The organism is Chitinimonas sp. BJB300 (genome assembly GCF_002735695.1).
Lineage (GTDB): Bacteria > Pseudomonadota > Gammaproteobacteria > Burkholderiales > Chitinimonadaceae > Chitinimonas.
The window spans coordinates 1-23,142 of the sequence record NZ_PDZH01000072.1 but is presented as its reverse complement, the minus strand read 5'-3'; the positions used below and the strand labels follow the sequence as shown (position 1 = coordinate 23,142).

The following is a 23,142-nucleotide window of genomic DNA, read 5'->3' as shown; positions in this document are numbered from 1 at the left end:
GTTTACGATCCACGCTTCCTTCCCACGCTCGGTCGCCCTCACGCAGTTGCGCTTCACTTCGTTCGCTGTGATCAACTTACGGCGGGACTTCCACCCGCAGGAGTGCGCCCATGCTGGGCGCACAAAACCAAGGCCGTGGGACGAATGACCCACGGCCTTGGTTTTTCTTAACAAGGGCAAGCCTTACGGCCATGCCCTAGGTTACCACTGCCTTAAACGCCTGCGTCCACGGGACGGGTGCGCTCACCAGCGCCCGTTGCAGGCAACGGATCATTGGTTTGCACCAGCAACACGGTGTTACCTTGCTCAAAGCCATCGGCGCTGTAACGTACAGCACCCAGGAAGCGCTTGCCAGTAGGCAGGTTCTTCCAACTCATCCCAACCGAAGCAGTACCACCAGCGTAAGCCTTGGATGGCATCAACACCTTGAAGTCGCCACCGGTATCGCCAGCATTAACAGCCCAGGCCGACATCGTGTAGTTGGCACTGCCACCACGTGGTGCATAGCCCAGCACACAAGCCTTATAAGTACCGGCAGGCAGATTCACAGCTTGCACCGTTTCATCCGAACCGCCATTCAGGCTGGTGCCCAGTACAACGCCGGCGCTGTTCATTACGATCAGGTCGAGGTCATCGGACGAGCCATGCTCGGTGTCAGCATCGTACAGATCGAAACGCGTTACCAGGTTATTGGCTGGCACGACAAACTCATGCACCTTCAGCCCCCCTGTTGGATCGTTACCGGCCTTACATGCAGCGTTTCCATCAGTGGTTGCCTTCAGCACATTACCGCTGATGCGCGTGGCTTCTTTCAAGCCGCCCTGCGCTGCAGTCAGTTTGCCGCTAAAACCAGTACCTACGCTGAACACCTTGCTGCCGCTGGCGGCTTCGCTTGCCAGTTGAGCCGGCGCAGCCAACATCGCACCGCTGCGTGCGGTCAGCGGGCTGCGCACGTTGTGGGTACCATCGCTCCACACCAGCGAACCGAACTGCCATACGTCCTGCGGTGCCGAAGTGCGCTCAAGCTTGACCGTAAAGCTCTTTTTCTCGCCTGGATTCAGCATCATCGACTCTGGCGATACCGTTACCTTGAAGCCAGACAATGTTGCAGTGGCGGTATAGGTCGATGGCGTATCAGCCACATTGGTCACTGTCCGTTGGAAGGTCAGCGAACCAAGCACATTGGCGGCAGTCAACGAAGGCAGGTTCAGGTTGTAAGGCTGTGTCGAGCCAAAGGCGCTGCATACAGCAGGTGATAAGCCGACATTGGCACCGCACATGTAGCGGATGTAGTCGCTGGAAGCCGCGTCATACACCAAGCCAGGATTACCCGCGGCATTGGGGCTGACATGGCCGGCGCCCTGAGCCCAAGGTAGACGGCCATTCGCCTGACCAGGCTGACCATCGTCCAGCGTGCTGTAGCCGGTGGTCATCAAAGCAGACTTGATAGCGGCCGGTGTCCAGGTCGGGAACTTGTTGCGCAGCAATGCTGCCAAGCCAGCCACATGTGGGCTGGACATGGACGTACCTTGCAAGAAATTCCAAGCGGCTGGCGGCACCACGCTGCCATTGTTGATGGCATCGTGCTCGGCTTGGGTCTGGTCTGGAATGTATCCGGCCAGAATGTCCACACCCGGTGCTGTCAAATCGGGCTTGAGGGAGTTCATTTCACCCTTGTTTGGACCGCGCGAAGAGAAGTCGGCCATCAACGGGGCTGGAATCGTACCCGCCTTGAGCTCACCCTTGCTGATTGCGGTGCTCGCTCCAGCCTGTGCTGCATAGGCCTTGATGGTGGCGCCCTTGACATTGTCTACGTGCAGGGAAGGTATGGTGTGCAAGTCAGCATTTACAGATTGGTTGGCAATGACGTTGACCAGGATCATACCTGCGCCACCGGCCACCTTCACCGCCGCGCTCTTGTCCGTGCGGGCAACCGTACCGCGATCGCAGACCACGACTTTGCCCGCCACCTTGGCCGGATCAAGCACACCGGTGTTCCAGCACTCACGCAGCGCTACTGCATCAGCACCTGCCATGCCGGCAGCCGAGGCCAGAATCATGCTGCTGGCCTCCACCGGGGTCTGGTTCAGCGACGCGCCAGTAACGGTGGTGCCGTTACCGAGGTTGGCCGAGCCTTCGTAGAAACGATCATGTGTGGAAGCCGCCACCGTGGTCAGCCAAGGGCTGATGTGCGCTACCTGATTGGCTGGGCCGCTGTTACCAGCCGAGGCTGCAACGAACACACCGGCGTTCGACGCGCCAAAGAAGGCCTGCTCAACCGGGTCAAGCATGCTGGTCTGGCTACCGCTGATGGAGTAGTTCAGCACATTGACGCCATCAGCCACGGCGGTTTCAATCGCCTTCACGCTGTCGGCGGTAAAGCACGAATTCTTGGCAGCACCAGGAATCTGTGGGTCGTTATAGCTCCAGCACACCTTGTACATGGCAACACGGGCGCGCGGCGCAATGCCAGAAGCGCTACCCAATGCTACCCCACCCATCGACACGGCTACCTTGTTGTTACCCGCAGCCGTACTGGAGGTATGGGTGCCATGGCCACCGTTGTCACGTGGTGACACATAGTCGCTCCAATGCGGGGTATACATGCCCTGGGCTACCAATGCATCGAATTGGTCGCGGAAGATCTGCGCGCCAATCAGCTTGTTGTTACAAGCTGGGAAGCTGGAACTGGTCAGGCAAGTGCCTTTCCAGGTTTCAGGCGGTGCCTCGTAAGCCAGGGTGGCGGCATTGTCGAATGTCGGCACGCCTTGGGCATCCACACGGTCGGCAAACGCTGGGTTTTCTGGCCAGATACCGCTGTCGATCACACCGATGATCACGTTTTCACCGGAAAGGGCCGGGCCACCCAATTGGCTCCACAAGCCAACGCCGGGCTTATCGAGGCCCAGAAAGCTCGGTGTGTAGTTGGTCAGCAATTCACGCGGCGCATCCTGCGTAATTGCCAGAACACCGGCGTCCTTCTTCAGCGCACGGACTTCTTTATCAGTCAGCAATGCTGAAAAGCCGTTGAAAACCAGCTTGTAGTCGTAAACCTTCTGCACCGAACCAATCGACGCCAACACATTGCTTTGCTTGGTATCGAGGTAGTTGATGTAGGCTTGGACATCAGCCGCTTGTACATCAAGACGTGCGCCAGGGGCCGGTTGCGTGGCCTTCAGGCCACTGATGCCACCTGCGTAGATTGCAACCGGCTTGTCCGCCAGTTGGACTATGTAAGGACGGCGAATGTCATCTGCCGCTGCACTCGCAGCAAGGCCAGAGGCAATCGCGAGCAAGGCCCATTGAGCGGGACTATTTGTCATGTATGGAATTCCAGTGAGAGTTGGAAACAACAATCAGGCAGATTGCTTGCGACGATAGGCGAGGCCCAAGCCCGCAAGGCCAAGGGCAATCAACAACGCGCTGGAAGGCTCAGGGACGGTCGTCACATTGAGGTTGTCGAGGCCAAATTGAGCTTGGTTGTTGCCCATCGCTACGCAGCTGCCGCTCGTATCGGTGAGGCAAGCCGAGAAGGAAATGTTGCGCAGAATCATATCCGGCGCATCGAAGGCAAAGCCCACAAACTCCCAATCACCCGCGTGGTTCTGGCCCGGCAACTCGAAACTGGTGTTATGGATATTGCCCAGGTAGTCCGTTGCCGAAACCACCAAGCGTGCTACCGATGAAGGCAAGCGTGCCGTCAACGGCGCAATAAAGCTGGCTTCGAACTTGCCCAATGTGAAACCAATGCCCAGGCTGCTGTCAATACGCAAACCACCGTCATTCAGCCCCATGTAGAACTGGCCGTCGTTACCCACCGGGCAGTCGATCAGCGAACAGGTAGCGGCAGCGCTGGTGCCAATGGCACCTGACAGGCCGCCAGCAGCTGCATCACCAGCCACCGTAAATTTGTAATTGCCTTCCGAGAATGAATCACCCGCAGTAAAAATTTCAGGCCTTAGTGATTCGAAATTAATTGCAGCAGCAGAGGCTGCCGGAATGGCAACGCTAGCGGTAATCGCGATTAGCGTTTTCTTAAGCACGTTTTTCATAACGCTCCTTGTTTTCTGAGCATACTCAGCGATGGATGCACATAGCAGGCGCAATAGTTCTGCCAAAGGCAGAGCCTCAAAAGCACCCGTCCCACAAATAGAAACAAACTTCACTCCCTGAACTTACAAACAGCGCGGAAAGCCTACCGTAGCTTGCCTATGGCCCAGCAAGCGCAATCCACTCCGGCAGCGATAATTAATCAATAACGCAACAAAACCGAAATGCTCTATTCCGATTGCTCAACATAAAATCCTGCAAATGCAAGACCTTGCATGAATAAAATCTAATTAGATTATTCGTCTTATCTTATTTTAAAAAAGCTGGCTGCTAATCTTCGAAAATTGCGAATACACTGCCCTCTCCCCTACCCGAAATGGCTTAGTCTGTTTTATTAGAATTAATTTAATTAGGATTTACCGATTCTCATGCAATTTGTTCGTAGTAAAGGTTTTACGCTGCTGGAATTGTTGGTTGTCGTCGCCATCATTGGTCTTCTGGCCGCTTATGTCGGCCCGCGCTATTTCTCCCAGATCGGCAAGTCGGAACAGACCATCGCACGCGCCCAGGTTGAAGCGTTCGCCAAGGCGCTTGATGCGTATCGGGTTGATGTAGGCAACTATCCGACTTCCGAGCAAGGGCTCAACGCGCTGGTCACCCGCCCTGCAGAACTTAGCAAATGGAATGGTCCCTATATGCCCAAGATTTTGCCGCTCGACCCCTGGGGCCGCGCCTACCTCTACCGTGCCCTGTCACCCAGCGAATACGACCTCTTGTCCTATGGCAAGGATGGCGTGCCCGGTGGCAGTGGTGACGACGCCGATATCGCCAGCCGCTGAGTCCGTGTGCCGCCATGCAGTTCCAATTGCAAGCCCTGTCCGCACAAAATCTGGTCGAAACCCATTTGCTGGAAGCCTGTGACGAGGCTGAAGCCCGTCGACAGGCCGAAGCCAACCAGCTGACAGTACTGACCATTGCCGTAGCCAACCCGACCAAAACCTTCGGGCAAGGCAACCGGTTTTCCCTGGTGTTGTTCAGCCAGGAATTACTGGCGCTGCTGGAAGCCGGGCTGAGTCTGGTCGAATGTATCGAGGCGCTACAGGAAAAAGAAGCCAACCCGCTGGCCGCTTCAGTGCTGGCCGGTTTGTTCAAGGCGCTGCGCGAAGGTGAACGCTTTTCTGCAGCCCTGGCGCAGCAACCCGTTATTTTCCCGCCGCTTTATATCGGCATCGTGCAGGCGGCAGAAGGCACCAGCGAGCTACCGCAAGCCTTGTCGCGCTATCTCGACTATCAGATCCGGCTCGATGAAATCCGCAGTCGGCTGATCAGCGCCGCCATCTACCCCAGCATCCTGATTACCGTTGGCGGAGGCGTGGCCTTGTTCCTGCTGGGTTTTGTGGTACCGCGTTTCGCCGCCGTCTACCAGGGCACCGGCCGTCCCATGCCCATGCTGTCGCAGCTGCTGCTCGACTGGGGCCAGTTTGTTGCCCACAACAGCGCCGCAGTGGGACTTGGCTTGCTGGCGGGCTTGACCTTCGCCGGTTGGCAGTTGCGCCTGCTCATGCGTAGCGGGGCATGGCGCAGTTGGCTGGCCCGCGTGCCCGGCATTGGCGAACGCATGCGTATCCTGGAACTCTCGCGACTCTATCTAACGCTGGGCATGCTGCTGGAAGGCGGCATTCCTATCAGCACCGCGCTGGGCATGGTCAGTGGCGTGGCGGCCCCAACAACCCGCACCCATCTGGCGGCGGCCGCCATCGCCATACGCGAGGGCGAAATGATGTCCGATGCATTTGACCGCAATGCCCTGAGCACCCCCATCTCGCTGCGCATGCTGCGGGTAGGCGAGCGTTCAGGGCAGATGGGGGCCATGCTCACCCGCTCGGCCAACTTCTACGAAAGCGAAACCACGCGGTGGATCGAGCGCTTCACCAAGACCTTCGAGCCCTTGCTGATGACGGCCATCGGACTCGTGATTGGTGGCATCGTCATTCTGCTCTACATGCCCATTTTTGATTTGGCAGGCAGCTTGTGAACCCCGCCGCGCTTACACCCGCTCCGCTTACACCTGCCTTATTGCAGGCCGCCCATGCAAACGCGGCACGTAACGGCAGCCCGGTACTGGACGCCCTGGGGGTGCTGCTGCAAACCGAGCCACGCCAGACGCTGCAAGCCCTGGCGCATTGGTTTCGCCTGCCCAGCATGGAAACTGCCGACATGCTGGCGTTGCAGTCCGCGTTCGACATACTGCCCCTGGCACGGGCGCAAAAACGGGGTTGCGTTGTTCTGCGCCAATCCGACACCAGCCTGCATGCCATCCTGGGCAATCCTTTCGATGCCGATCTGCAAGTGTGGTTGGAAGGGCTGTGCCCGCAACCGCTGCAATACCATCTGGCCTTGCCATCCGACATCCATGCCTATCTGGCTCGCCAGGAGGAGTCAGTCCGGGCGGTGGACCACTTACTCATTGATGCTACCGAGCAACGCAGCGGCGACAGGGCGGCAGAAAAGCTCAGCTTCCTCAGCACCAGCGACGGCAGCAGCGCAGCTGTCAAGCTGGTCAACTCCACGCTGTACGATGCGCTCAAGGTGGCCGCCAGCGATATCCACCTCGAATCCACACCCTCGGGACTCGCCGTTAAATACCGTATTGATGGTGTACTCGACACCATCACCCAGGTAAGCGGCCGCAACCTCGCCGAACAGGTAATCTCGCGCTTGAAGGTGTTGGCCGAACTCGACATCGCCGAGCGGCGCGTGCCGCAGGATGGCAGTTTTCGCGTCGAGACTGGCGAGCGCGAAATCGACCTGCGTGTCTCAGTCATGCCCAGCATCCACGGCGAAGATGCGGTAATCCGTGTGCTCGACAAACAAGCCATGGTGGCCGAACACGGCTCGCTCACCCTCGAAGCCTTGGGGTTTGAAACGGAATCACTGGAAGTCCTGCGCCATTTGGTAAGCGAGCCCTATGGCATGGTGCTCGTCACCGGGCCGACCGGCTCGGGCAAGACCACCACCTTGTATGGTGCGATCGCCGAGATCAACCACGGCCGAGACAAGATCATCACGATTGAAGACCCGGTCGAATACCAGTTGCCGGGCATCCTGCAGATTCCGGTGAACGAAAAGAAAGGCCTCACCTTCGCACGTGGCCTGCGCTCCATTCTGCGGCACGACCCGGACAAGATCATGGTGGGCGAGATCCGAGACACCGATACCGCCGAGATCGCTGTGCAATCAGCGCTCACTGGCCATCTGGTACTCACTACCGTGCACGCAAACAATGTATTCGATGTCTTCGGCCGCTTCACCCACATGGGAATCGATCCCTATGCCTTCGTGTCAGCACTCAACGGCATCTGGGCGCAACGGCTGATCCGCCTCAACTGCCCCCATTGCAGCGAACCGGTCGAGGCCGATATCGCTCAGCTCAAACCATTGGGCCTGACGCTGGCAGACGTAACGGGCTATCGCTTTCGCGAAGGCCGTGGTTGTGGTGATTGCCGTGGTACCGGTTACAAAGGCCGCCGCGCCATCGCCGAATTCCTGACACTGACCGATGAATTGCGCGAACTAATCGTTGATAAGGCACCTATCCGGCAAATCAAGGAAGTAGCACGCCGCAATGGTACTGAAACCCTGTTCGAGGCGGCACTTAAACAAGCCGCTGCCGGTAACACCACGCTGGAGGAGATACGCCGTGTCACACTTAAAGGCTGAAGTCCTCTCACTCGGCATTGCAGCCGACAGCTTGGCACTATTGGGCCAAGGTCGCGCCGCACCCACTGAAACCCTGTTAAGGCAAGCGACGCCACTGGAAAACCTGTTGGCGTTGGAACAAAACCTACCGGTAAAGTCCACCCGCAGCCTGTTCCGACCGCGGCTACGCCTTACCGTTGCCGACCCACTAGCGCGATTCTGGCTGGTACAACCGCCGGCCAATCTCAGCAGTCTTGCCACCTTGCGCACTGTGGCGCGCGCCAGATTCGAGCAACTTTTTGGTGTATCGGCCAGCCACTGGCGCATCGAAGCGGACTGGGCGGGCAACCGCCCTTTCCTGGCTTGCGCCCTGCCCACCGCACTCTGCACCGCTGTGGAGCAACTGGCGCAACGGCGCGGCTGGCTGTTATACGATGCCCTCCCCGCCTTTGTCCGCGCCTGGAACCAAAGCTGCCAAGACCTGCCCGCCTCGACCTGGCTTGCGCTGGGCCAAGGCAGCCATCTTACCTATGCCGCCATTGAAGCCCGGCAATGGCGCTATGTACGCGTTGCCCATGTGGGCAACGCACCCAGCCACGATGCACTACTGGATCGCCTGAGTGGTGAAGCGCGGCGGCTGGCAGTACACGAAACGGCATTGCCAACACAAATCTGCTGGCTGGGTGAAGCCGGCTGGCTACCACGCGGCGACACATTCGGTGATTGGCGCTCACGTCGCCTGAACCCCTACGCCCCATCAACACTGGGTGGTTGCGCCCTGCAACTCGCCAACCAGGGAGCCGCCACATGAAGCCCTTGGCCATTGATTTTTCCCGCACCACCAACCTGTCGGCCCACAACCAATGGCAGCGCAAACACCCACTGCTACGCCTGACCTGGCTATTGGCGGCGCTGGCGTTGATTCTGGCTCTGGGCCAGCTATGGCAAAGCCAACAGCGCAGCCATGCCTTGGACCAAGCCCTGCAAGCCAAGATGCAAGCCGCATTCTTTCATAGCGACAAAGCCACACCCAGCACGCCCAAACTGCCACCGGCACAAATCAAAGCCATCAACGATGCAGTGCATCAGCTCAATCTACCTTGGGTGGACTGGTTCGCCGCGTTCGAGCAAGCAACGCAACCAGGTGTGTCTCTGTTGTCGATTGTGCCCAATGCCCAAAGCCGGGCTGTCAATGCATCGGCCGAGTGTGACGATGTGCAGACCATGCTCACTTATATAGAAGCACTGCGTGCCTCGCGTTTCTTTACCGATGTGCAACTGCGCAAGCATCGCAGCGATGAGTCGGCCGTCGACGGCCGGGTGCAGTTCGATTTCGTCGCACAGGTAGCCCAACCATGAAAGATGCGCTTCGTTTACCCAGCTGGTTGAGTGGACTGCGCTTATACGCGGAAATCTGGCTCTTGCGCCAAGGTGGTGTGGCGTTGGTTGGGTGGCTGCTGCTGCTGGGCGCAGGCCTGGGCTGGTTGATGCTTGATCAGGCAAGGCAGCATGAAACCGAACTAACCGCCCGGTTGGCGCGCGCCAATGCCATCGCATTGATTTCACCATCCCAGGCTAGCGCTGGCCCGGTAGGCAATGCCGCCAAGTTGGCTGCACTTTATGACGTGCTGACACCCGCCAGCACGCGTAATCAGGCGCTGACCAGCTTGTTCGACATCGCCGCCGATGAAGGCTGGGATATTGCCGAGGCGGACTACAACATCAACCAGCAGCGCAGCGCCAACCTTGAACGGTTGCAGATCGCCCTGCCCCTGCAAGGCAACTACCCCGATATTCGCGACCTGGCCGAAGCCTTGCTACGCGGCAAGCCCAACCTATCACTCGACGATATCAGCTTCAAACGCGAAAACGCCGAAGCTGACGTACTCAAAGCCACCTTGAAAATCAGCCTCTGGTCGCGCCTGGACGAATCACCTGGCGCTCCAGTTGCGTCGGAGGTGCACAAATGAAACCTCGTCACATGATGATGACTGGCCTTCTGGTGGTTGCCGCCTACCTTGCGCTGTGGGGGGATAAGGCAGCACCCACTGCCAATGCCGCAACCTTTGGTGGCCGCGCCAAAAAGCCCATCAGCACACCTGCCCCCAAGCCAGAAGCTGAACATATTGTCGCCCTGCTGCCACGCGCCAGCCTGATGCATGACGGCGAAGATGAAACCAATCTATTCCCCGCCAAATCGCTTCCCAAGACAACAGCGGCGACAGCACCACTACCTGTCGTCGTTGCTCCGCCTGCCGCGCCAGTTGCGCCGTCCTTACCTTTCCAATTCATCGGCAAGCAGTTTGATGGCCACACCTGGGAGGTGTATCTGGAAAACGCGGACCAAACCCTGGTAGTGCATCACGGTGATACCTTGCTGGGCGCTTACCGGGTCGATGAGATCAAACCACCCCTTCTGACATTGACCTTCCTGCCACTTGAAACCAAACAAACCCTAGCTATCGGACAAGTCGAAGAATGAGTGTTTCTGTATTAAATAGCTTGAACGCCTCGTACGGCCGTCGTCTTACCCTGTTGACCACCGTGTTATGCCTGACAGGTTGTGCTGCCCAAAATGCCTATCGAGATGGCCAACGTCTGCTTGGCACGGGAGATATCTCCGCTGGACTGGACAAGCTCAAAGAAGCCAGCAATCTCGATCCGGATTCTGCCCAATATCGCATCGCCTATTTGAATGCGCGCGACAGCACGCTGAACAAGAAACTGAATGCTGCCGAGCAGGCTCTCGCCGCGCGTGACACAGCCCAGGCCGAACAGGGCTATCGGCAAGTATTGGCGCTAGACAGCCGCAACCCCCGCGCCATCGCCGGTATGCAGAACATCATGACCGAGCGACGCCGTGCTGCGCTTTTTCTGGATGCCGAACAAGCGTGGAAGAAGCAGGATGCCGATATGGCGCAAAGCCGCCTGCGTAGCATTCTGGCCGAGCAACCCAACAACACTGCGGCACAAGCGTTGTTACGCGAAATTGAAGAAAAGCTGAATCAGCGTAGCCAGCAGTCCGGCCTTGCCAGCGCCTATCGCAAACCGATCACGGTGCAATACAAGGACACCTCGTTGAAAACCGTGTTCGACCTGGTTGCGCGTACCTCAGGGCTGAATATCCTGTTTGACAAGGATGTGCGCACCGACCAGCGCACTTCGATCTTCCTTAAGAACAGCACCGTCGAATCAGCCATCAATATGGTGCTGCTCAGCAATCAGCTGGAACAACGCGTGCTGGATGCCAACACCATCCTGATCTACCCGGACACGCAGGCAAAGCGCAAGGATTATCAGCCCGTGTTGGTTCGTACATTCTACTTGTCGAATGCCGAGGCGAAGTCAGTAGCAGCGACGATGAAGACCATCATCCGCGCCAAGGATATCGTGGTGGATGACAAGCTCAATATGATCATGCTGCGCGACAGCCCGGATGTGATCCGCCAAGCTGAAAAAATCGTCGCCCTGCATGACCTGCCCGAACCCGAAGTCATGCTGGAAGTGGAGGTACTAGAAGTGAAGCGTACCAAGCTGATGGAACTGGGCGTGCGCTGGCCTGACCAGCTGAGTTTTTCGCCGCTGCAATCCTCATCCGGTGGCAACCTTACCATCCGCCAGTTGCGCAACCTGAACCAGGACACCATCAACGCCAATGTCGGTTCACTCGCACTCAATATCAAAGACCAGAATTCCGATACCAATCTGCTGGCCAACCCACGTATCCGCACCCATAACCGCGAGAAAGCCAAGATACTGATCGGCAGCAAAGTACCGGTCATTACCTCGACATTAAGCACCAGCTTCGCATCCGAATCGGTCAACTACATCGACGTGGGTTTGAAGCTGGAAGTCGAGCCCATCATTTACCCCGACGATGAAGTGTCGATCAAGACATCGCTTGAGGTCAGCAGTATCCTCAAGACCATAGAAACCAAGAGTTCACGTGCCTATGAGATAGGCACCCGTACCGCAACCACCGTGTTACGCCTGCGTGATGGTGAAAACCAGGTTTTGGCGGGGCTGATCAACAGTGAAGACCGCCGTACCAACAACCAGGTGCCCTTGCTGGGCGACATTCCCCTCCTGGGTCGCTTGTTCGGCAGCCAGAATACTGATGACGCCAAGACGGAAATCGTGTTGTCAATTACCCCCCGATTGATCCGGAATGTCCGCCGGCCAGACGCCAATGTGCTCGAATTCGAATCGGGCACCGACAGCAGCTTCCGCCGTAATCGGGTTGAAACCAACACACCGGTATCCAGCAATGTTGTGTCCAGCACCAAAGCTGCCGCACCTCAACCGGTGGCGTTGCCGGAAGCGGTTCCCACACCGCCCGACAGCACATTGCGGTGGTCCGGCCCCGATAGCGCAAACCTGGGGCGTACCATTGAGTTGCAGCTACGCTACCAGAGCGACCAAGCCATCAACGGCTTGCCACTGACTATCGGTTACGACCCCAAGGTTTTGGAGATCGTGAAGGTGGAAGAAGGTGACTTCCTCAAGACCAAAGGTGAAACGGTATTCAACGCCCAGGTCGAGCCAGGCCAAGTCGTGTTGAATACCTTGCTGTCCAGCATCAACGGAGCCAAAGGCGAAGGCTTGATTGCGACAGTGACTGCCAAGGTGTTGAATGCCGATTCAGGCAAAACCCAGCTTTCATTGCTAAGCGCCACCCCCCAATCCATAGATGGCCGCAGCCTCGTCCCTGCCCTCTCCACTTTCCAGCTGAAACTGGCGCCCTGATATGTCCCTGCCAGCCCTGCCAATCCACCAACATGGTTTCAGCCTGATCGAGCTTCTGGTCACCCTGGCCATCTTGTCGGTATTGGCAACACTGGTGATTCCCACGGCACAGGTCTCGCTGCAGCGTGTCAGGGAACAGGAACTGAAGCAGGCGCTGCGTGAAATTCGAACCGGTATCGATGCCTACAAACAAGCGTTCGATGCCGGCCACATCCAGCGCCAGCAGGACGCCAGTGGCTATCCGCCCAGCCTGGATACGCTGGTCGAAGGCGTGCCGGATCAGCTCGACCCAGCTGGGCGCAAGCTATTTTTCCTGCGCCGCATCCCTCCCGCCCCCTGGTGCAGTGACACCGAGGCGGAGCGCTGCTGGGGTAAGCGCAGTTATGCCAGCGAAGCCAATAATCCAGCGGAAGGGGAGGATGTCTACGATGTGTATTCACTGGCGCAAGGGGAAGGGCTCAATGGCCTACCGTACAGCAAATGGTAAGCCCTCATTCCAGGGCTTTACCCTGATCGAGCTATTGGTGGTCCTGGCCATCATCTCCGTACTGCTCACGCTGGCGGTGCCACGTTATTTCCAGAGCATCGATAAATCCAAGGAAGTGGTACTGCGCGAAAACCTGCAAATCACCCGTAGCGCCATTGACAAGTTCTACGCCGATACTGGCAAATACCCGACCAACCTTGAAGAGCTGGTGGAAAAGCACTATCTGCGCAGCCTGCCTGTCGACCCGATAGTGGACAGCACCAGCACCTGGGACCTTATCACCGCAGAGGCTGAGCACGGCAGGGGCATTTACGACTTGAAAAGTAGCGCCGAGGGCAACACAGCCGACGGCAGATTGTTTTCCAGCTTATGAAGGCAAACCGACGCCCACAAGCCGGCTTCAGCTATTTGGCCTTGCTGATCTTCCTGGCGGTACTGGGTGTGGCGGCTAGCGCCACCGTGCTACTGGGCAGCATTGCCCAGCGCCGCCAGGCTGAAGACACCCTGTTGCAAACCGGCGCAGCCTACCGAACAGCATTGGGCAGTTATTACCAAGCCATGCCGCCTGGAAAGCGCCGTTATCCTCAACAGCTGGCAGACCTATTGCTCGACGCCCGCTTCCCCAAATTAAAACGCCACCTGCGCCAACTCTACCCCGACCCCATCACCGGCCAACCAGATTGGCAGCTGATACGCCATGCCGACGGCGGCATCATGGCCATCGCCAGCAAGTCGACAGCAATGCCCATTAAAGTCGATCGATTCATTCCAGACGATAGTGATTTCAAAGGAAAAAGCCGGTATAGCGATTGGGTGTTTACTGCCAAGATACAATCCAATAGCAACGACCTAACCCAGTAGCCCTATAAGCGAATTACTCACAAAAAATTTGGCTGCCAAACACGCATAGCGGGTTTAAAAGTCGGGAATGCCTTGTGTTCCTGCCTATAAAAAATAGGCGGGACTAGATCGGAGTAATACGGTGAAACCAATCTGGATTGCCAGCCTGTTGCTGAGCAGCCTGTTGCTCCCAGCCTGGGCCGAGCTTCAGACCATCAATCTTGCCTTTGTCGATGTCGACTCTGCACCCTTCCTGATGGGCAAGGGTGACCGCTTGGCCAATCCCCCAGGCTTGGCGGTGGAGTTGGTGCAGCAAGCCGTCACCGCGGCAGGGTTCCGCGCGCAAATTCAAAGGCTGCCCCAATTACGCATGCTCAAGGAGCTTGAGGAAGGCAACATCGATGGCGCCTTTATCTTTTCCTATACCCCCGAACGCGCGCAGCTGTATGTCTACCCAATGAATGGCAGTCAACCGGATTCCAGCCAAAGGGTTACCCATATCAGCTATGCCTTGTACCGAATGAAAGGTGGCAGCGCAAATTGGGATGGCCAGAAATTCGAGGGCATCACACTGCCCGTAGGCGTTAATACCGGCTGGGTGATGAGCGCCACCTTGCGTGAAAAAGGCTTGGCGGTCGACGATGGGGGCAGAGGCTACCCGGAGAACTTCACCAAGCTCAAGCTGGGCCGCCTCTCTGCCTATGCGACGCTGGAACCCTCTGCCGACAGCTATCTGAAAAGCGCCGGCCTGACCGAGCAATTCGAAAAAGTCGGCCCACCGCTACAGGGCAAAGACTACTTCCTGCTATTCAGCAAACGTTTCGTCACCAATAATCCCGATGCCGCCAAAAGCATTTGGCAGGCAGTAGCGCGTGCGCGCGAAAAGAACGAGGCTGCGTTGCTGCGCAAGTACGAGTGACCTGTTCATTTTCCACAGCAAACCGGACTGTATTTCTACCCCGCCTAAATTCGTCTAACTACCTGTTCGTGACCTTGCTGCGCACTGGGCTCATTTGCCACTCGAAAGCCCCCAACAAAAAATTCGCAGCGGCTTGTACCAAAGTACAGTTCAGCTTCTGCGCTGTATTTCACTCTGCCGACGGTTGTCGCGAAAAGTCATGAACCGGTTCTAAGAACCTATTCAAAGCCTGCTGTGCGTCACCGATATGGCGTTAAAACAACCTCGGAATGCTCATTTACCCTACGTAAACTCTGCTTCCTCGGCTCTTTTCGCCTTGTCTTGCCCTAGCTCGCGAGACTTTGAACAGGTTCGAAGGAAATACGCAATTTGCACAATTGACAAAATAGAGCATTTGCTTAAACATAAAAATGTTAATGGAATATTTCATTACGATTTTCATAGACTTATCGCCATATATTTCAGCCTGCTGATACTCAATCAACAAAATTTGATAGATATAGGAATAAACATGAATTCGTATCTCGAAGTACTAAAGAAATATGCAGTGTTCTCTGGCAGAGCACGCCGGAAGGAATTCTGGATGTTCATTCTCTTCAACATAATCATCGGGTTTGCGCTCGGGCTCATCGAAAGACTCGCACATCTCCCTAATATTCATGGGACGGGCATTCTGACCCTTATATATAACTTGGCCATACTCCTTCCCTTTATTGCCGTAACCGTACGACGACTCCATGATATCGACCGTAGCGGTTGGTGGTCTCTTATGCTGCTGATCCCATTTATTGGCATGATTGTCCTGATAATCTTTGCAATACAGGACAGCACGCCCGATGAAAATCAGTATGGTCCGAACCCTAAGGAGGAATAACATCAAAACCCCACGGGCTGTGATGCTTCTTGCAATCACGCATTCAGCGGGCCAGGCAATAAAGTAACTAAATCAATAAGTGCGGCCGCACTTCGTTTATCTTTCGGTAAGGTAATCCCTTAGAACCTGTCTAAAGTCTCGCGAGCTAAGGCAAGACAAGGCGAAAACAGTCGAGGAAGCGGAGTTTACGATTGGTAAATGAGCATTCCGAGGGAGTTCTCAACGCCGTATTGCCGACGCGCAGCAGACTTTAGACAGGTTCTTAGCCTGCGCCAAACACTCTTTCACGCAACTTATGCAGCTGGTCGCGCAGTTCAGCGGCCTTTTCGAATTCGAGATTCTTGGCGGCTTCCATCATCGCCTTCTCAATTGTCTTGAGCTGTTTGGCCAGTGCTTTCTCATCCATCTCTTCCAGCAACATAGCTTGTTTACGTTCCAACCGGTCGGCTGCGGCGGCTTCGCTGTCGTAAACGCCGTCGATGATGTCCTTGATGCGTTTGACCACACCACGTGGCGTAATGCCGTTGGCTTCGTTGAAGGCAATCTGCTTGGCGCGACGGCGCTCGGTTTCACCGATGGCTTTCTTCATTGACTCGGTAATTCGGTCACCGTACAGAATGGCCGTGCCATTCAAGTTCCGGGCCGCCCGGCCTATGGTTTGAATCAAACTGCGTTCACTACGCAAAAAACCCTCTTTGTCAGCATCCAAGATGGCGACCAACGAGACCTCCGGAATATCCAGGCCTTCACGCAACAGATTGATACCGACCAATACATCAAACTCCCCCAGACGCAGGTCGCGCAGGATTTCCACACGTTCGACCGTTTCAATGTCGGAGTGCAGATAGCGCACCTTGATGCCATGTTCGAGCAGGTAGTCAGTAAGCTGCTCGGACATTTTCTTGGTCAGCGTCGTCACCAACACCCGCTCGCCAACCGCAGTCCGCTTTTGGATCTCACTCATCAAGTCGTCCACCTGGGTAGCAACCGGGCGCACCATGATGATCGGATCAACCAGACCCGTAGGCCGCACCAGCTGTTCCACTACCTGGCCCTGATGTTCAGACTCATAAGCGGCAGGCGTAGCCGAAACGAATACCGTCTGCGGCATCATGACTTCGAACTCTTCAAACTTGAGCGGCCGGTTGTCGAGCGCTGATGGCAGGCGGAAGCCGTAATCAACCAGATTTTCCTTCCGCGCCCTGTCGCCTTTGTACATGGCCCCCACCTGGCCGATCATGACATGGCTCTCATCAAGAAACATCAGGCTCCCCTTGGGCAGGTAGTCAATCAGCGTAGGCGGGGGCGAGCCTGCCGGCTTGCCCGAGAAATGCCGCGAGTAGTTTTCGATACCTTTGCAGAATCCCATCTCCTGCAACATTTCCAGATCAAACTTGGTACGCTGGTCCAGCCGCTGGGCTTCAACCAACTTATGGTCCTGATGAAAGAATTCCAACCGGCTGCGTAGTTCTTCCTTGATCGTGTCGATCGCGCGCAATACCGTATGACGCGGCGTGACGTAATGGCTGGACGGAAAAACCGTGAAGCGGCCCAGCCGCTGGCGGATATGGCCAGTCAGGGGGTCAAACAACTGGATCGTCTCAATCTCATCGTCGAACATGCTGATTCGCACCGCGAGATCGGCATTTTCAGCCGGAAACACGTCAATCACGTCCCCACGCACCCGAAAATGGCCGCGCGAGAAGTCGATCTCATTGCGCTCGTACTGCATCTGCACCAAACGCTTGACCAATTCAGACTGTGGCAGCTTCTCGCCTTCGCGCACATGCAGAATCATCTGGTGGTATTCGCTTGGGTCACCAATACCATAAATGGCGGACACAGTAGCCACGATCACCACATCGGGCCGCTCCAGCAACGCCTTGGTGGCGCTCAGTCGCATCTGCTCGATGTGTTCGTTGATCTGCGAATCCTTTTCAATGAAAAGGTCGCGACTCGGCACATAGGCCTCGGGCTGGTAGTAGTCGTAATAGGAAACAAAGTACTCGACGGCATTCTCAGGGAAGAACTCGCGAAACTCGGAATACAACTGCGCCGCCAGGGTCTTGTTTGGGGCCATCACAATGGCTGGACGGCCAGTGCGGGCAATCACATTTGCCATCGTGTAGGTCTTACCCGAGCCGGTCACACCCAGCAGCGTCTGAAAGCGCAAGCCATCGGCGATCCCTTCCACCAACTGGGTAATCGCCGTCGGCTGGTCGCCCGCCGGCTGAAAGGGCTGGTGCAGGCGGAAGGGGCTGTCGGGAAAGGTAACAATCATGGTGACCTCGAAAGTGAGCCGGCCATTCTACGCCAGGTACTATTTCAAAGCGGATGCAGTCAATCAGTTTTATATTGCATGTCGCTTTGGTGGCTGACTAGGTTTAGAGTTCAGATACGATCCTCGCTGGAGGTCTCTTCATGCCCGATGGTTACAGCATCCATGGCCTGCTCGACGCCCTATTTCGCCATACTGGCGAACAGGTGATGGTATTTGACCATGAATTGATCTGCCGCTTTGTCAACAAGGCAGCCTGTGACTACAAGGCGCTGAGTGAAGAAAATTTCCTGGGCTATCACGCCAGCACCATTTTTTCTCCCGACCGTTACGAAACCGCCATCTATGGTGCGCTCCAGAAGGCCCTCAGCGGCGAGACAGTGCACTATCGTATATGGCGTGAACATCATTTAGGTGGGCAATGCGGCTTTGATGTACGTGTCGAGCCCGTACCCGACCGAACCGGCCAACTGCTGGGTGCATTGTTCAGCGCTCGGGATATCAGCGAGCAAATTAAGGCCGAGGAACGCGCCAGGCTGGCGATGATGATGTTCGAACACACGACTGAAGGCTTGATGATGCTGGGGGCAGACCAGCGCATCCAGGTGGTCAACCCTGCCTTTACCACGCTACTGGGCTATAGCGTGGACGAGACCCTGCGCAATCAGCCCGAGATGTTTGTACCCAGCCTGGCCAATGGCGAGCAACCCTATACCGAAGTCTGGCATGCACTCGAATACAACCACAGCTGGCAAGGCGAAATAACCTATCGGCGACGAGATGGCCGCCAAGTGCCCACTTGGCAGACCATGGTGCGAGTACGTGATGCAGCGGGCGACATAAAACACTACTTGGCAATCCTCAATGACCTGACCGAACGACAACGCTTTGAGGACCAGGTAGAGCAGTTGGTCTACTACGACATCTTGACGGGCCTACCCAATCGGGCGTTGCTATCAGACCGGATCAGCCAGGCCATGGCACGGACGGAGCGACGTAACGGCCAACTGGCGATTGTCTTTCTTGATCTGGATCGCTTCAAAGCCATCAACAACACACTGGGCAATGCACTGGGCGATCAACTGCTGCGGGCGGTATCAGACAGACTCAAGCAGGTAGCCGGCAGTGAAGCCACAGTGAGTCGCTACGGTGCAGACCAATTCGTTATCCTGTTGCCTCAGATCAACAATCCGGACCAGGCTTCGGCGCTCGCCCATCATGTACTTGATGCACTGAATGTGCCCCATGAAATAGGCGAACAGACGCTGACGGTGACCGCAAGCTTGGGTATCAGCGTGTATCCCGACGATGGCGACAACCGCGAAGGCTTGATCCAGCATGCCGAAACCGCGATGCATGCCACCAAGAAAGCCGGTCGCAATAATTTCCGCTTTTACACCCAGGACATGAACCAGCGCAGCACCGAGTTCCTTCTGCTGGAAAACAATCTACGCAAGGGCCTGCAAAAGCAGGAATTCGTGCTGTACTACCAACCACAAATCGACCTCAAAACCCGCGCCGTCATTGGCATGGAGGCCCTGATTCGCTGGCAACATCCAGAGTTCGGCATCGTACCGCCGAATCGCTTTATCTCTGCGGCCGAAGAAACCGGGCTGATCATGCCGCTGGGCAAATGGGTCATTCAGGAGGCATGTAAGCAAAACAAGGCGTGGCAACAGGCCGGCTTGCTCTTTGCGCCCATTGCTGTGAATGTCTCTGCACGGCAGTTTGGCGAGCAACTGGAATCACTGACCCGTGAGGCGCTGCAAAATACCGGCCTGGATGCGCATTGGCTGGAGCTAGAGGTAACGGAAAGCACCCTGATGGAGGACTTAAACGAAGCGATTCTGATGCTGGGAACGCTCAAGCATATGGGTGTGCATCTGGCCGTCGATGACTTCGGCACCGGTTATTCATCGTTGGCCTACCTGAAGCGCTTCCCTATCGATAAGCTGAAGGTCGACCGCTCCTTCATCATCGATATCCTGGAAGACCCCGACGATGCCGCGATTGCCGGGGCCGTCATCAGCTTGGCCAAAAACCTGCGCCTGAAAGTGATTGCCGAAGGGGTTGAAAATGCCGCCCAGCTCGATTTTTTGGCAGAACTGGGCTGCGATGAAATACAGGGCTACTGGATAGCCAAGCCATTGCCTGCAGATCAGATTCCCCTCTTTTTGACCGACTGGTGCACCCGCAATACTTAGAGAACCTATCTAAAGTCTCGCAATGTTAAGGGAAGATAAGGCGGAAACGGCCGAGGAAGCGGCGTTTACAAGTAGAAAATGAGCACGCCAAGGACGTTTTCAACGCCATATTGCCCACGCGCAGTAACCTTTAGACAGTACTTAGGCTTTATAAGCTATGAAAAAGCCGGCTTACGTAGCCGGCCCAGAGGCTAACGACCTGCTAGTCGATGCGCCTAATCCTCACCATACGTATTCAACGCCCGCTCCACGGTTTCCCGCTTCAGATGGGGCGCAAAACCTTCGATGAAGGAAAAGGTGTAGCCACGCAGATAGGCATCGCGCCGTACACCGATGTGGGTGGTAGAGGGCTCGAACAGATGCGACGCATCAATGGCGAACAAGCCTTGGTCGCGGTGCACATCAAACGCCATGCTGGCTATGATGCCAATGCCCAAACCAAGCCCGACATACGTCTTGATCACATCGGTGTCGATCGCGGTCAACACCACATTCGGACTCAAATGTTCGGCTTCAAATGCGCGGTTAATTTTCGAACGACCTGCGAACGCAAAATCGTAGGTAATAATGGGATAAGCCGCGACATCGGCCAATGTGACATGTCGACGCAGCTCCAGCAGCGGATGATTATCGGGCACGATAATGCTGCGATTCCACTGGTAACAATCCAGGCTGATCAGTTCAGGGAATTGGTCTATCCCCTCAGTAGCAATGGCGATATCCGCCGAGCCATCCAACACAAACTCACAAATCTGGGTAGGGCTACCCTGTTTGATTGACAACTTCACACCTGGATAGCGCTGCATAAAGCTACTAATTGTTCCAGGTAGCGCATACCGGGCTTGAGTATGCGTGGTCGCAATAACCAAGCTGCCTTCCTCTTCGTTGACGAACTCTTCCGCTACCCGCTTGAGGTTCTTGGCTTCGCGTAGGATACGTTCTGATATACGCAGAATCTCCTTACCCGGCGCAGTCACATCCACCACGCGCTTCCCATTACGGATAAAAACCTGCACACCCAATTCATCTTCCAATAAGCGAATTTGCTTGGAAATACCGGGTTGCGAGGTATGCAATGCCTCAGCAGCCTCCGATACATTCAGGCCCTGCTTGGCCACTTCCACGAGATAACGCAATTGTTGCAGCTTCATATCCCACCTTGAGCATGGAAGGCCGCCGGCCAAACGCATTGGTTTGGCTTGGTAGCGCTGATTTGAAATAACCGAACTTTATAAAATCTTAACACAACAGTCTTTATTGCTTATTTGCTAGGCCCTATAACATGGGCTTGATCACAGAGCATTGGCACCAGCACTGTTTAAGTTCAGCCCCTGATACCGCAGCAAATCAGACTGCATATATAGCTGTCCCCAAGAGGCAGCATCATCACATGGAGCCCGAACCATGGAAAATCCAGACACTGGGTTGAATCCAGCACTACAAACCAAGCTAACCCATAGCCTTGCCTTGTTACAGCATATTGCGAAAGAGTTCAGCCCCGCCGTCTTCGCCAACTCACTGGGGGTTGAAGACATGGTGCTGACCGACCTTATCGCACGCCATCACATAGCCATCGATATATTCAGCCTTGATACCGGGCGTTTGCCAAACGAAACCTACACGCTGATGCAACAGGCAGCCGAGGCTTATCCCGCCAAGCCGATCAAAGTCTTTTTTCCCCAAGCCGAAGCCGTGGAAACCTATGTCAACACACACGGTATCAACGGTTTTTATGGCTCCGTCGACGCGCGTAAGACATGCTGCCACATTCGCAAGCTTGAACCGCTGGCACGTGCTTTGGCTGGCAAACAAGCTTGGATTACTGGCTTGCGCAGCGAGCAATCCACCACGCGTACAACCATGCAAGAACAAGAATGGGATGCCACAAATGGATTGCAAAAATTCAATCCACTACTGGTATGGACAGAAAAAGAAGTCTGGGCCTATATCAAAACTTATCAGGTTCCCTACAACGCGTTGCACGACCAGCACTACCCCAGCATCGGCTGTGCACCTTGTACCCGGGCTATCGCTGTAGGCGAAGATATACGCGCCGGCCGTTGGTGGTGGGAATCTCCCGAAAACAAAGAGTGTGGTCTACATGCCAAAGTAAGCAGTCTCAAACCAATAAAATAATCGCGTTCTACAATTGCGGAGGCCCCTCTCTTTAGGCATAATGCGCGGCTTCGCGGAAAGGTGGATGAGCGGTTTAAGTCGCACGCCTGGAAAGCGTGTATAGGTTAATAGCCTATCGGGGGTTCGAATCCCCCCCTTTCCGCCAAAAAATTGTTTAAGTACCCACACTACTTTGTAGTGCGGCTACACCCGCATCCTTCGCGGACTCGCGGGTTTTATTTTGCCTAAAAAAGCCGCCTACTCCAGTTTTGGGTCTAGGCAACACCTTGCCCCTAAAAACTAGGGCCTCGGTCTGCCCGAGACGATTGGTCTGTTTAGCATGGGTATACACTCCAACTCCCCTAAGAACCCAATATTTGGGCACTGTTGGACTTTTAAGTCTGGGTCGTTCGTTTGGCCCAATTAGTTTTAATCTACCTGAAGCCGCAGCCCGTTATGAGATGGTGAACCAAGTAGGTGACTGCAATGACATGGCACTTACCATCTGCAATGAAACCACCGGCACTCGTTACCAGTACCATTCGAATACTATTTGCCGTGAAATCAACTTCAATGGAGATCGATTTCCTGGTTATGTGGCTTATCAGGTTGCGAAAAAGTTAGGGTTGAATATTGACGGGAAAAATCTGTTCGGAATCGTCAAACAGACAGGTGATTGTCAGTCGATGAATATCATTGTTGAGAATCGGTTGACTGGTATAACAGGTGAGTACACCAGTACCAAAGCCTGTTAGGAAATTAACTTGTATGAAGGAATGCGGCCCGATTTGGTTGCACTAAGTTGTAGAAGTTCAGACTTGATCTGACAGTTGCCCGTTTTGACGGTGCCCGATTGTCATACATGGACGCCCCCGTTTGCCAAGCCATCTTTTTGTTGCACCAAGAACAAGGTTGAGATTGCAGCCATAC

At 55.5% G+C, this 23,142-nt stretch carries 20 protein-coding genes and 1 tRNA gene; 17 read left to right on the top strand and 4 right to left on the bottom strand.

Annotated features, from left to right (window positions below; translation table 11 throughout):
* Positions 1–212 precede the first annotated feature (212 nt).
* Together CSQ89_RS13245 and CSQ89_RS13240 are read right to left on the bottom strand one after the other, a co-directional pair.
* Positions 213–3,323 carry a S8 family peptidase gene (locus tag CSQ89_RS13245; protein ID WP_099406623.1) on the bottom strand — a complete coding sequence of 1,037 codons (3,111 nt, stop codon included), beginning with the start codon at positions 3,321–3,323 and terminating at the stop codon, positions 213–215.
* Between the two features lie 33 nt (positions 3,324–3,356).
* Positions 3,357–4,052: an NF038120 family PEP-CTERM protein gene (locus tag CSQ89_RS13240; protein ID WP_099406622.1), complete on the bottom strand. Its 696-nt coding sequence runs from the start codon at positions 4,050–4,052 to the stop codon at positions 3,357–3,359.
* Positions 4,053–4,478: 426 nt separating this feature from the next.
* On the opposite strand from CSQ89_RS13240, the gene gspG reads away from it, so the two are divergent.
* The 13 genes from gspG (at position 4,479) to CSQ89_RS13175 (ending at position 15,615) form a co-directional block, all read left to right on the top strand.
* Positions 4,479–4,889, top strand: coding sequence for a type II secretion system major pseudopilin GspG (gspG, locus tag CSQ89_RS13235; protein ID WP_099406621.1), 411 nt, complete (start codon positions 4,479–4,481; stop codon positions 4,887–4,889).
* 14 nt (positions 4,890–4,903) lie between these two features.
* Positions 4,904–6,085, top strand: a complete 1,182-nt coding sequence (locus CSQ89_RS13230) for a type II secretion system F family protein (protein WP_099406620.1) — start codon at positions 4,904–4,906, stop codon at positions 6,083–6,085.
* Positions 6,082–7,770 carry a GspE/PulE family protein gene (locus CSQ89_RS13225; protein WP_099406619.1) on the top strand — a complete coding sequence of 563 codons (1,689 nt, stop codon included), beginning with the start codon at positions 6,082–6,084 and terminating at the stop codon, positions 7,768–7,770. The genes CSQ89_RS13230 and CSQ89_RS13225 overlap by 4 nt, the downstream gene beginning before the upstream one ends.
* Positions 7,751–8,560 carry a hypothetical protein gene (locus CSQ89_RS13220; protein WP_099406618.1) on the top strand — a complete coding sequence of 270 codons (810 nt, stop codon included), beginning with the start codon at positions 7,751–7,753 and terminating at the stop codon, positions 8,558–8,560. The genes CSQ89_RS13225 and CSQ89_RS13220 overlap by 20 nt, the downstream gene beginning before the upstream one ends.
* Positions 8,557–9,108, top strand: a complete 552-nt coding sequence (locus CSQ89_RS13215; RefSeq protein ID WP_099406617.1) for a hypothetical protein — start codon at positions 8,557–8,559, stop codon at positions 9,106–9,108. Before CSQ89_RS13220 ends, CSQ89_RS13215 begins: the two co-directional genes overlap by 4 nt.
* Positions 9,105–9,719 carry a hypothetical protein gene (locus CSQ89_RS13210; protein WP_099406616.1) on the top strand — a complete coding sequence of 205 codons (615 nt, stop codon included), beginning with the start codon at positions 9,105–9,107 and terminating at the stop codon, positions 9,717–9,719. Before CSQ89_RS13215 ends, CSQ89_RS13210 begins: the two co-directional genes overlap by 4 nt.
* Positions 9,716–10,231 (top strand): hypothetical protein, encoded by a 516-nt coding sequence (locus CSQ89_RS13205; protein ID WP_099406615.1) that lies wholly within the window; start codon positions 9,716–9,718, stop codon positions 10,229–10,231. Before CSQ89_RS13210 ends, CSQ89_RS13205 begins: the two co-directional genes overlap by 4 nt.
* Positions 10,228–12,495 carry a cohesin domain-containing protein gene (locus tag CSQ89_RS13200; protein WP_199065520.1) on the top strand — a complete coding sequence of 756 codons (2,268 nt, stop codon included), beginning with the start codon at positions 10,228–10,230 and terminating at the stop codon, positions 12,493–12,495. The genes CSQ89_RS13205 and CSQ89_RS13200 overlap by 4 nt, the downstream gene beginning before the upstream one ends.
* Position 12,496: 1 nt before the next feature.
* Positions 12,497–12,982, top strand: coding sequence for a type II secretion system protein (locus CSQ89_RS13195; RefSeq protein ID WP_099406614.1), 486 nt, complete (start codon positions 12,497–12,499; stop codon positions 12,980–12,982).
* Positions 12,957–13,355: a type II secretion system protein gene (locus tag CSQ89_RS13190; protein ID WP_099406613.1), complete on the top strand. Its 399-nt coding sequence runs from the start codon at positions 12,957–12,959 to the stop codon at positions 13,353–13,355. The genes CSQ89_RS13195 and CSQ89_RS13190 overlap by 26 nt, the downstream gene beginning before the upstream one ends.
* Positions 13,352–13,843 (top strand): type II secretion system protein, encoded by a 492-nt coding sequence (locus CSQ89_RS13185; protein WP_099406612.1) that lies wholly within the window; start codon positions 13,352–13,354, stop codon positions 13,841–13,843. Before CSQ89_RS13190 ends, CSQ89_RS13185 begins: the two co-directional genes overlap by 4 nt.
* A gap of 121 nt (positions 13,844–13,964) precedes the next feature.
* A complete protein-coding gene (locus CSQ89_RS13180; protein WP_099406611.1) occupies positions 13,965–14,741 on the top strand; it encodes a substrate-binding periplasmic protein in 777 nt (258 codons plus the stop codon).
* Positions 14,742–15,252: 511 nt separating this feature from the next.
* The gene (locus CSQ89_RS13175; RefSeq protein WP_099406624.1) at positions 15,253–15,615 is read left to right on the top strand and encodes a DUF805 domain-containing protein; all 363 of its coding nucleotides are present in this window, start codon (positions 15,253–15,255) and stop codon (positions 15,613–15,615) included.
* 262 nt (positions 15,616–15,877) lie between these two features.
* Here the strand turns inward: CSQ89_RS13175 and uvrB are convergent, their stop codons facing one another.
* A complete protein-coding gene (uvrB, locus tag CSQ89_RS13170; RefSeq protein ID WP_099406610.1) occupies positions 15,878–17,896 on the bottom strand; it encodes an excinuclease ABC subunit UvrB in 2,019 nt (672 codons plus the stop codon).
* 140 nt (positions 17,897–18,036) lie between these two features.
* Between uvrB and CSQ89_RS13165 the strand changes: the two genes are divergently transcribed.
* Positions 18,037–20,097 carry a sensor domain-containing protein gene (locus tag CSQ89_RS13165; RefSeq protein WP_099406609.1) on the top strand — a complete coding sequence of 687 codons (2,061 nt, stop codon included), beginning with the start codon at positions 18,037–18,039 and terminating at the stop codon, positions 20,095–20,097.
* Between the two features lie 215 nt (positions 20,098–20,312).
* Here the strand turns inward: CSQ89_RS13165 and cysB are convergent, their stop codons facing one another.
* Positions 20,313–21,248 carry an HTH-type transcriptional regulator CysB gene (gene cysB / locus CSQ89_RS13160; RefSeq protein ID WP_099406608.1) on the bottom strand — a complete coding sequence of 312 codons (936 nt, stop codon included), beginning with the start codon at positions 21,246–21,248 and terminating at the stop codon, positions 20,313–20,315.
* 253 nt (positions 21,249–21,501) lie between these two features.
* On the opposite strand from cysB, the gene CSQ89_RS13155 reads away from it, so the two are divergent.
* The 3 genes from CSQ89_RS13155 to CSQ89_RS13145 all read left to right on the top strand — a co-directional run bounded on the left by CSQ89_RS13155 (position 21,502) and on the right by CSQ89_RS13145 (position 22,967).
* The gene (locus CSQ89_RS13155; RefSeq protein WP_099406607.1) at positions 21,502–22,233 is read left to right on the top strand and encodes a phosphoadenylyl-sulfate reductase; all 732 of its coding nucleotides are present in this window, start codon (positions 21,502–21,504) and stop codon (positions 22,231–22,233) included.
* Positions 22,234–22,287: 54 nt separating this feature from the next.
* Positions 22,288–22,378: transfer RNA gene (locus CSQ89_RS13150), tRNA-Ser, on the top strand.
* A gap of 211 nt (positions 22,379–22,589) precedes the next feature.
* Complete coding sequence (locus CSQ89_RS13145; RefSeq protein WP_143747074.1) at positions 22,590–22,967, top strand: hypothetical protein; 378 nt, start codon at positions 22,590–22,592, stop codon at positions 22,965–22,967.
* Positions 22,968–23,142: the final 175 nt, after the last annotated feature.

Bases quoted from the DNA above. Each gene is read 5' to 3' on its own strand.
- CSQ89_RS13230 (WP_099406620.1), top strand. From the start codon at position 4,904: ATGCAGTTCCAATTGCAAGCCCTGTCCGCACAAAATCTGGTCGAAACC.
- CSQ89_RS13210 (WP_099406616.1), top strand. From the start codon at position 9,105: ATGAAAGATGCGCTTCGTTTACCCAGCTGGTTGAGTGGACTGCGCTTA.
- uvrB (WP_099406610.1), bottom strand. From the start codon at position 17,896: ATGATTGTTACCTTTCCCGACAGCCCCTTCCGCCTGCACCAGCCCTTT.
- CSQ89_RS13190 (WP_099406613.1), top strand. From the start codon at position 12,957: ATGGCCTACCGTACAGCAAATGGTAAGCCCTCATTCCAGGGCTTTACC.
- CSQ89_RS13240 (WP_099406622.1), bottom strand. From the start codon at position 4,052: ATGAAAAACGTGCTTAAGAAAACGCTAATCGCGATTACCGCTAGCGTT.
- CSQ89_RS13245 (WP_099406623.1), bottom strand. From the start codon at position 3,323: ATGACAAATAGTCCCGCTCAATGGGCCTTGCTCGCGATTGCCTCTGGC.
- gspG (WP_099406621.1), top strand. From the start codon at position 4,479: ATGCAATTTGTTCGTAGTAAAGGTTTTACGCTGCTGGAATTGTTGGTT.
- CSQ89_RS13195 (WP_099406614.1), top strand. From the start codon at position 12,497: ATGTCCCTGCCAGCCCTGCCAATCCACCAACATGGTTTCAGCCTGATC.
- CSQ89_RS13165 (WP_099406609.1), top strand. From the start codon at position 18,037: ATGCCCGATGGTTACAGCATCCATGGCCTGCTCGACGCCCTATTTCGC.
- CSQ89_RS13215 (WP_099406617.1), top strand. From the start codon at position 8,557: ATGAAGCCCTTGGCCATTGATTTTTCCCGCACCACCAACCTGTCGGCC.
- CSQ89_RS13175 (WP_099406624.1), top strand. From the start codon at position 15,253: ATGAATTCGTATCTCGAAGTACTAAAGAAATATGCAGTGTTCTCTGGC.
- CSQ89_RS13200 (WP_199065520.1), top strand. From the start codon at position 10,228: ATGAGTGTTTCTGTATTAAATAGCTTGAACGCCTCGTACGGCCGTCGT.
- CSQ89_RS13155 (WP_099406607.1), top strand. From the start codon at position 21,502: ATGGAAAATCCAGACACTGGGTTGAATCCAGCACTACAAACCAAGCTA.
- CSQ89_RS13205 (WP_099406615.1), top strand. From the start codon at position 9,716: ATGAAACCTCGTCACATGATGATGACTGGCCTTCTGGTGGTTGCCGCC.
- CSQ89_RS13185 (WP_099406612.1), top strand. From the start codon at position 13,352: ATGAAGGCAAACCGACGCCCACAAGCCGGCTTCAGCTATTTGGCCTTG.
- cysB (WP_099406608.1), bottom strand. From the start codon at position 21,248: ATGAAGCTGCAACAATTGCGTTATCTCGTGGAAGTGGCCAAGCAGGGC.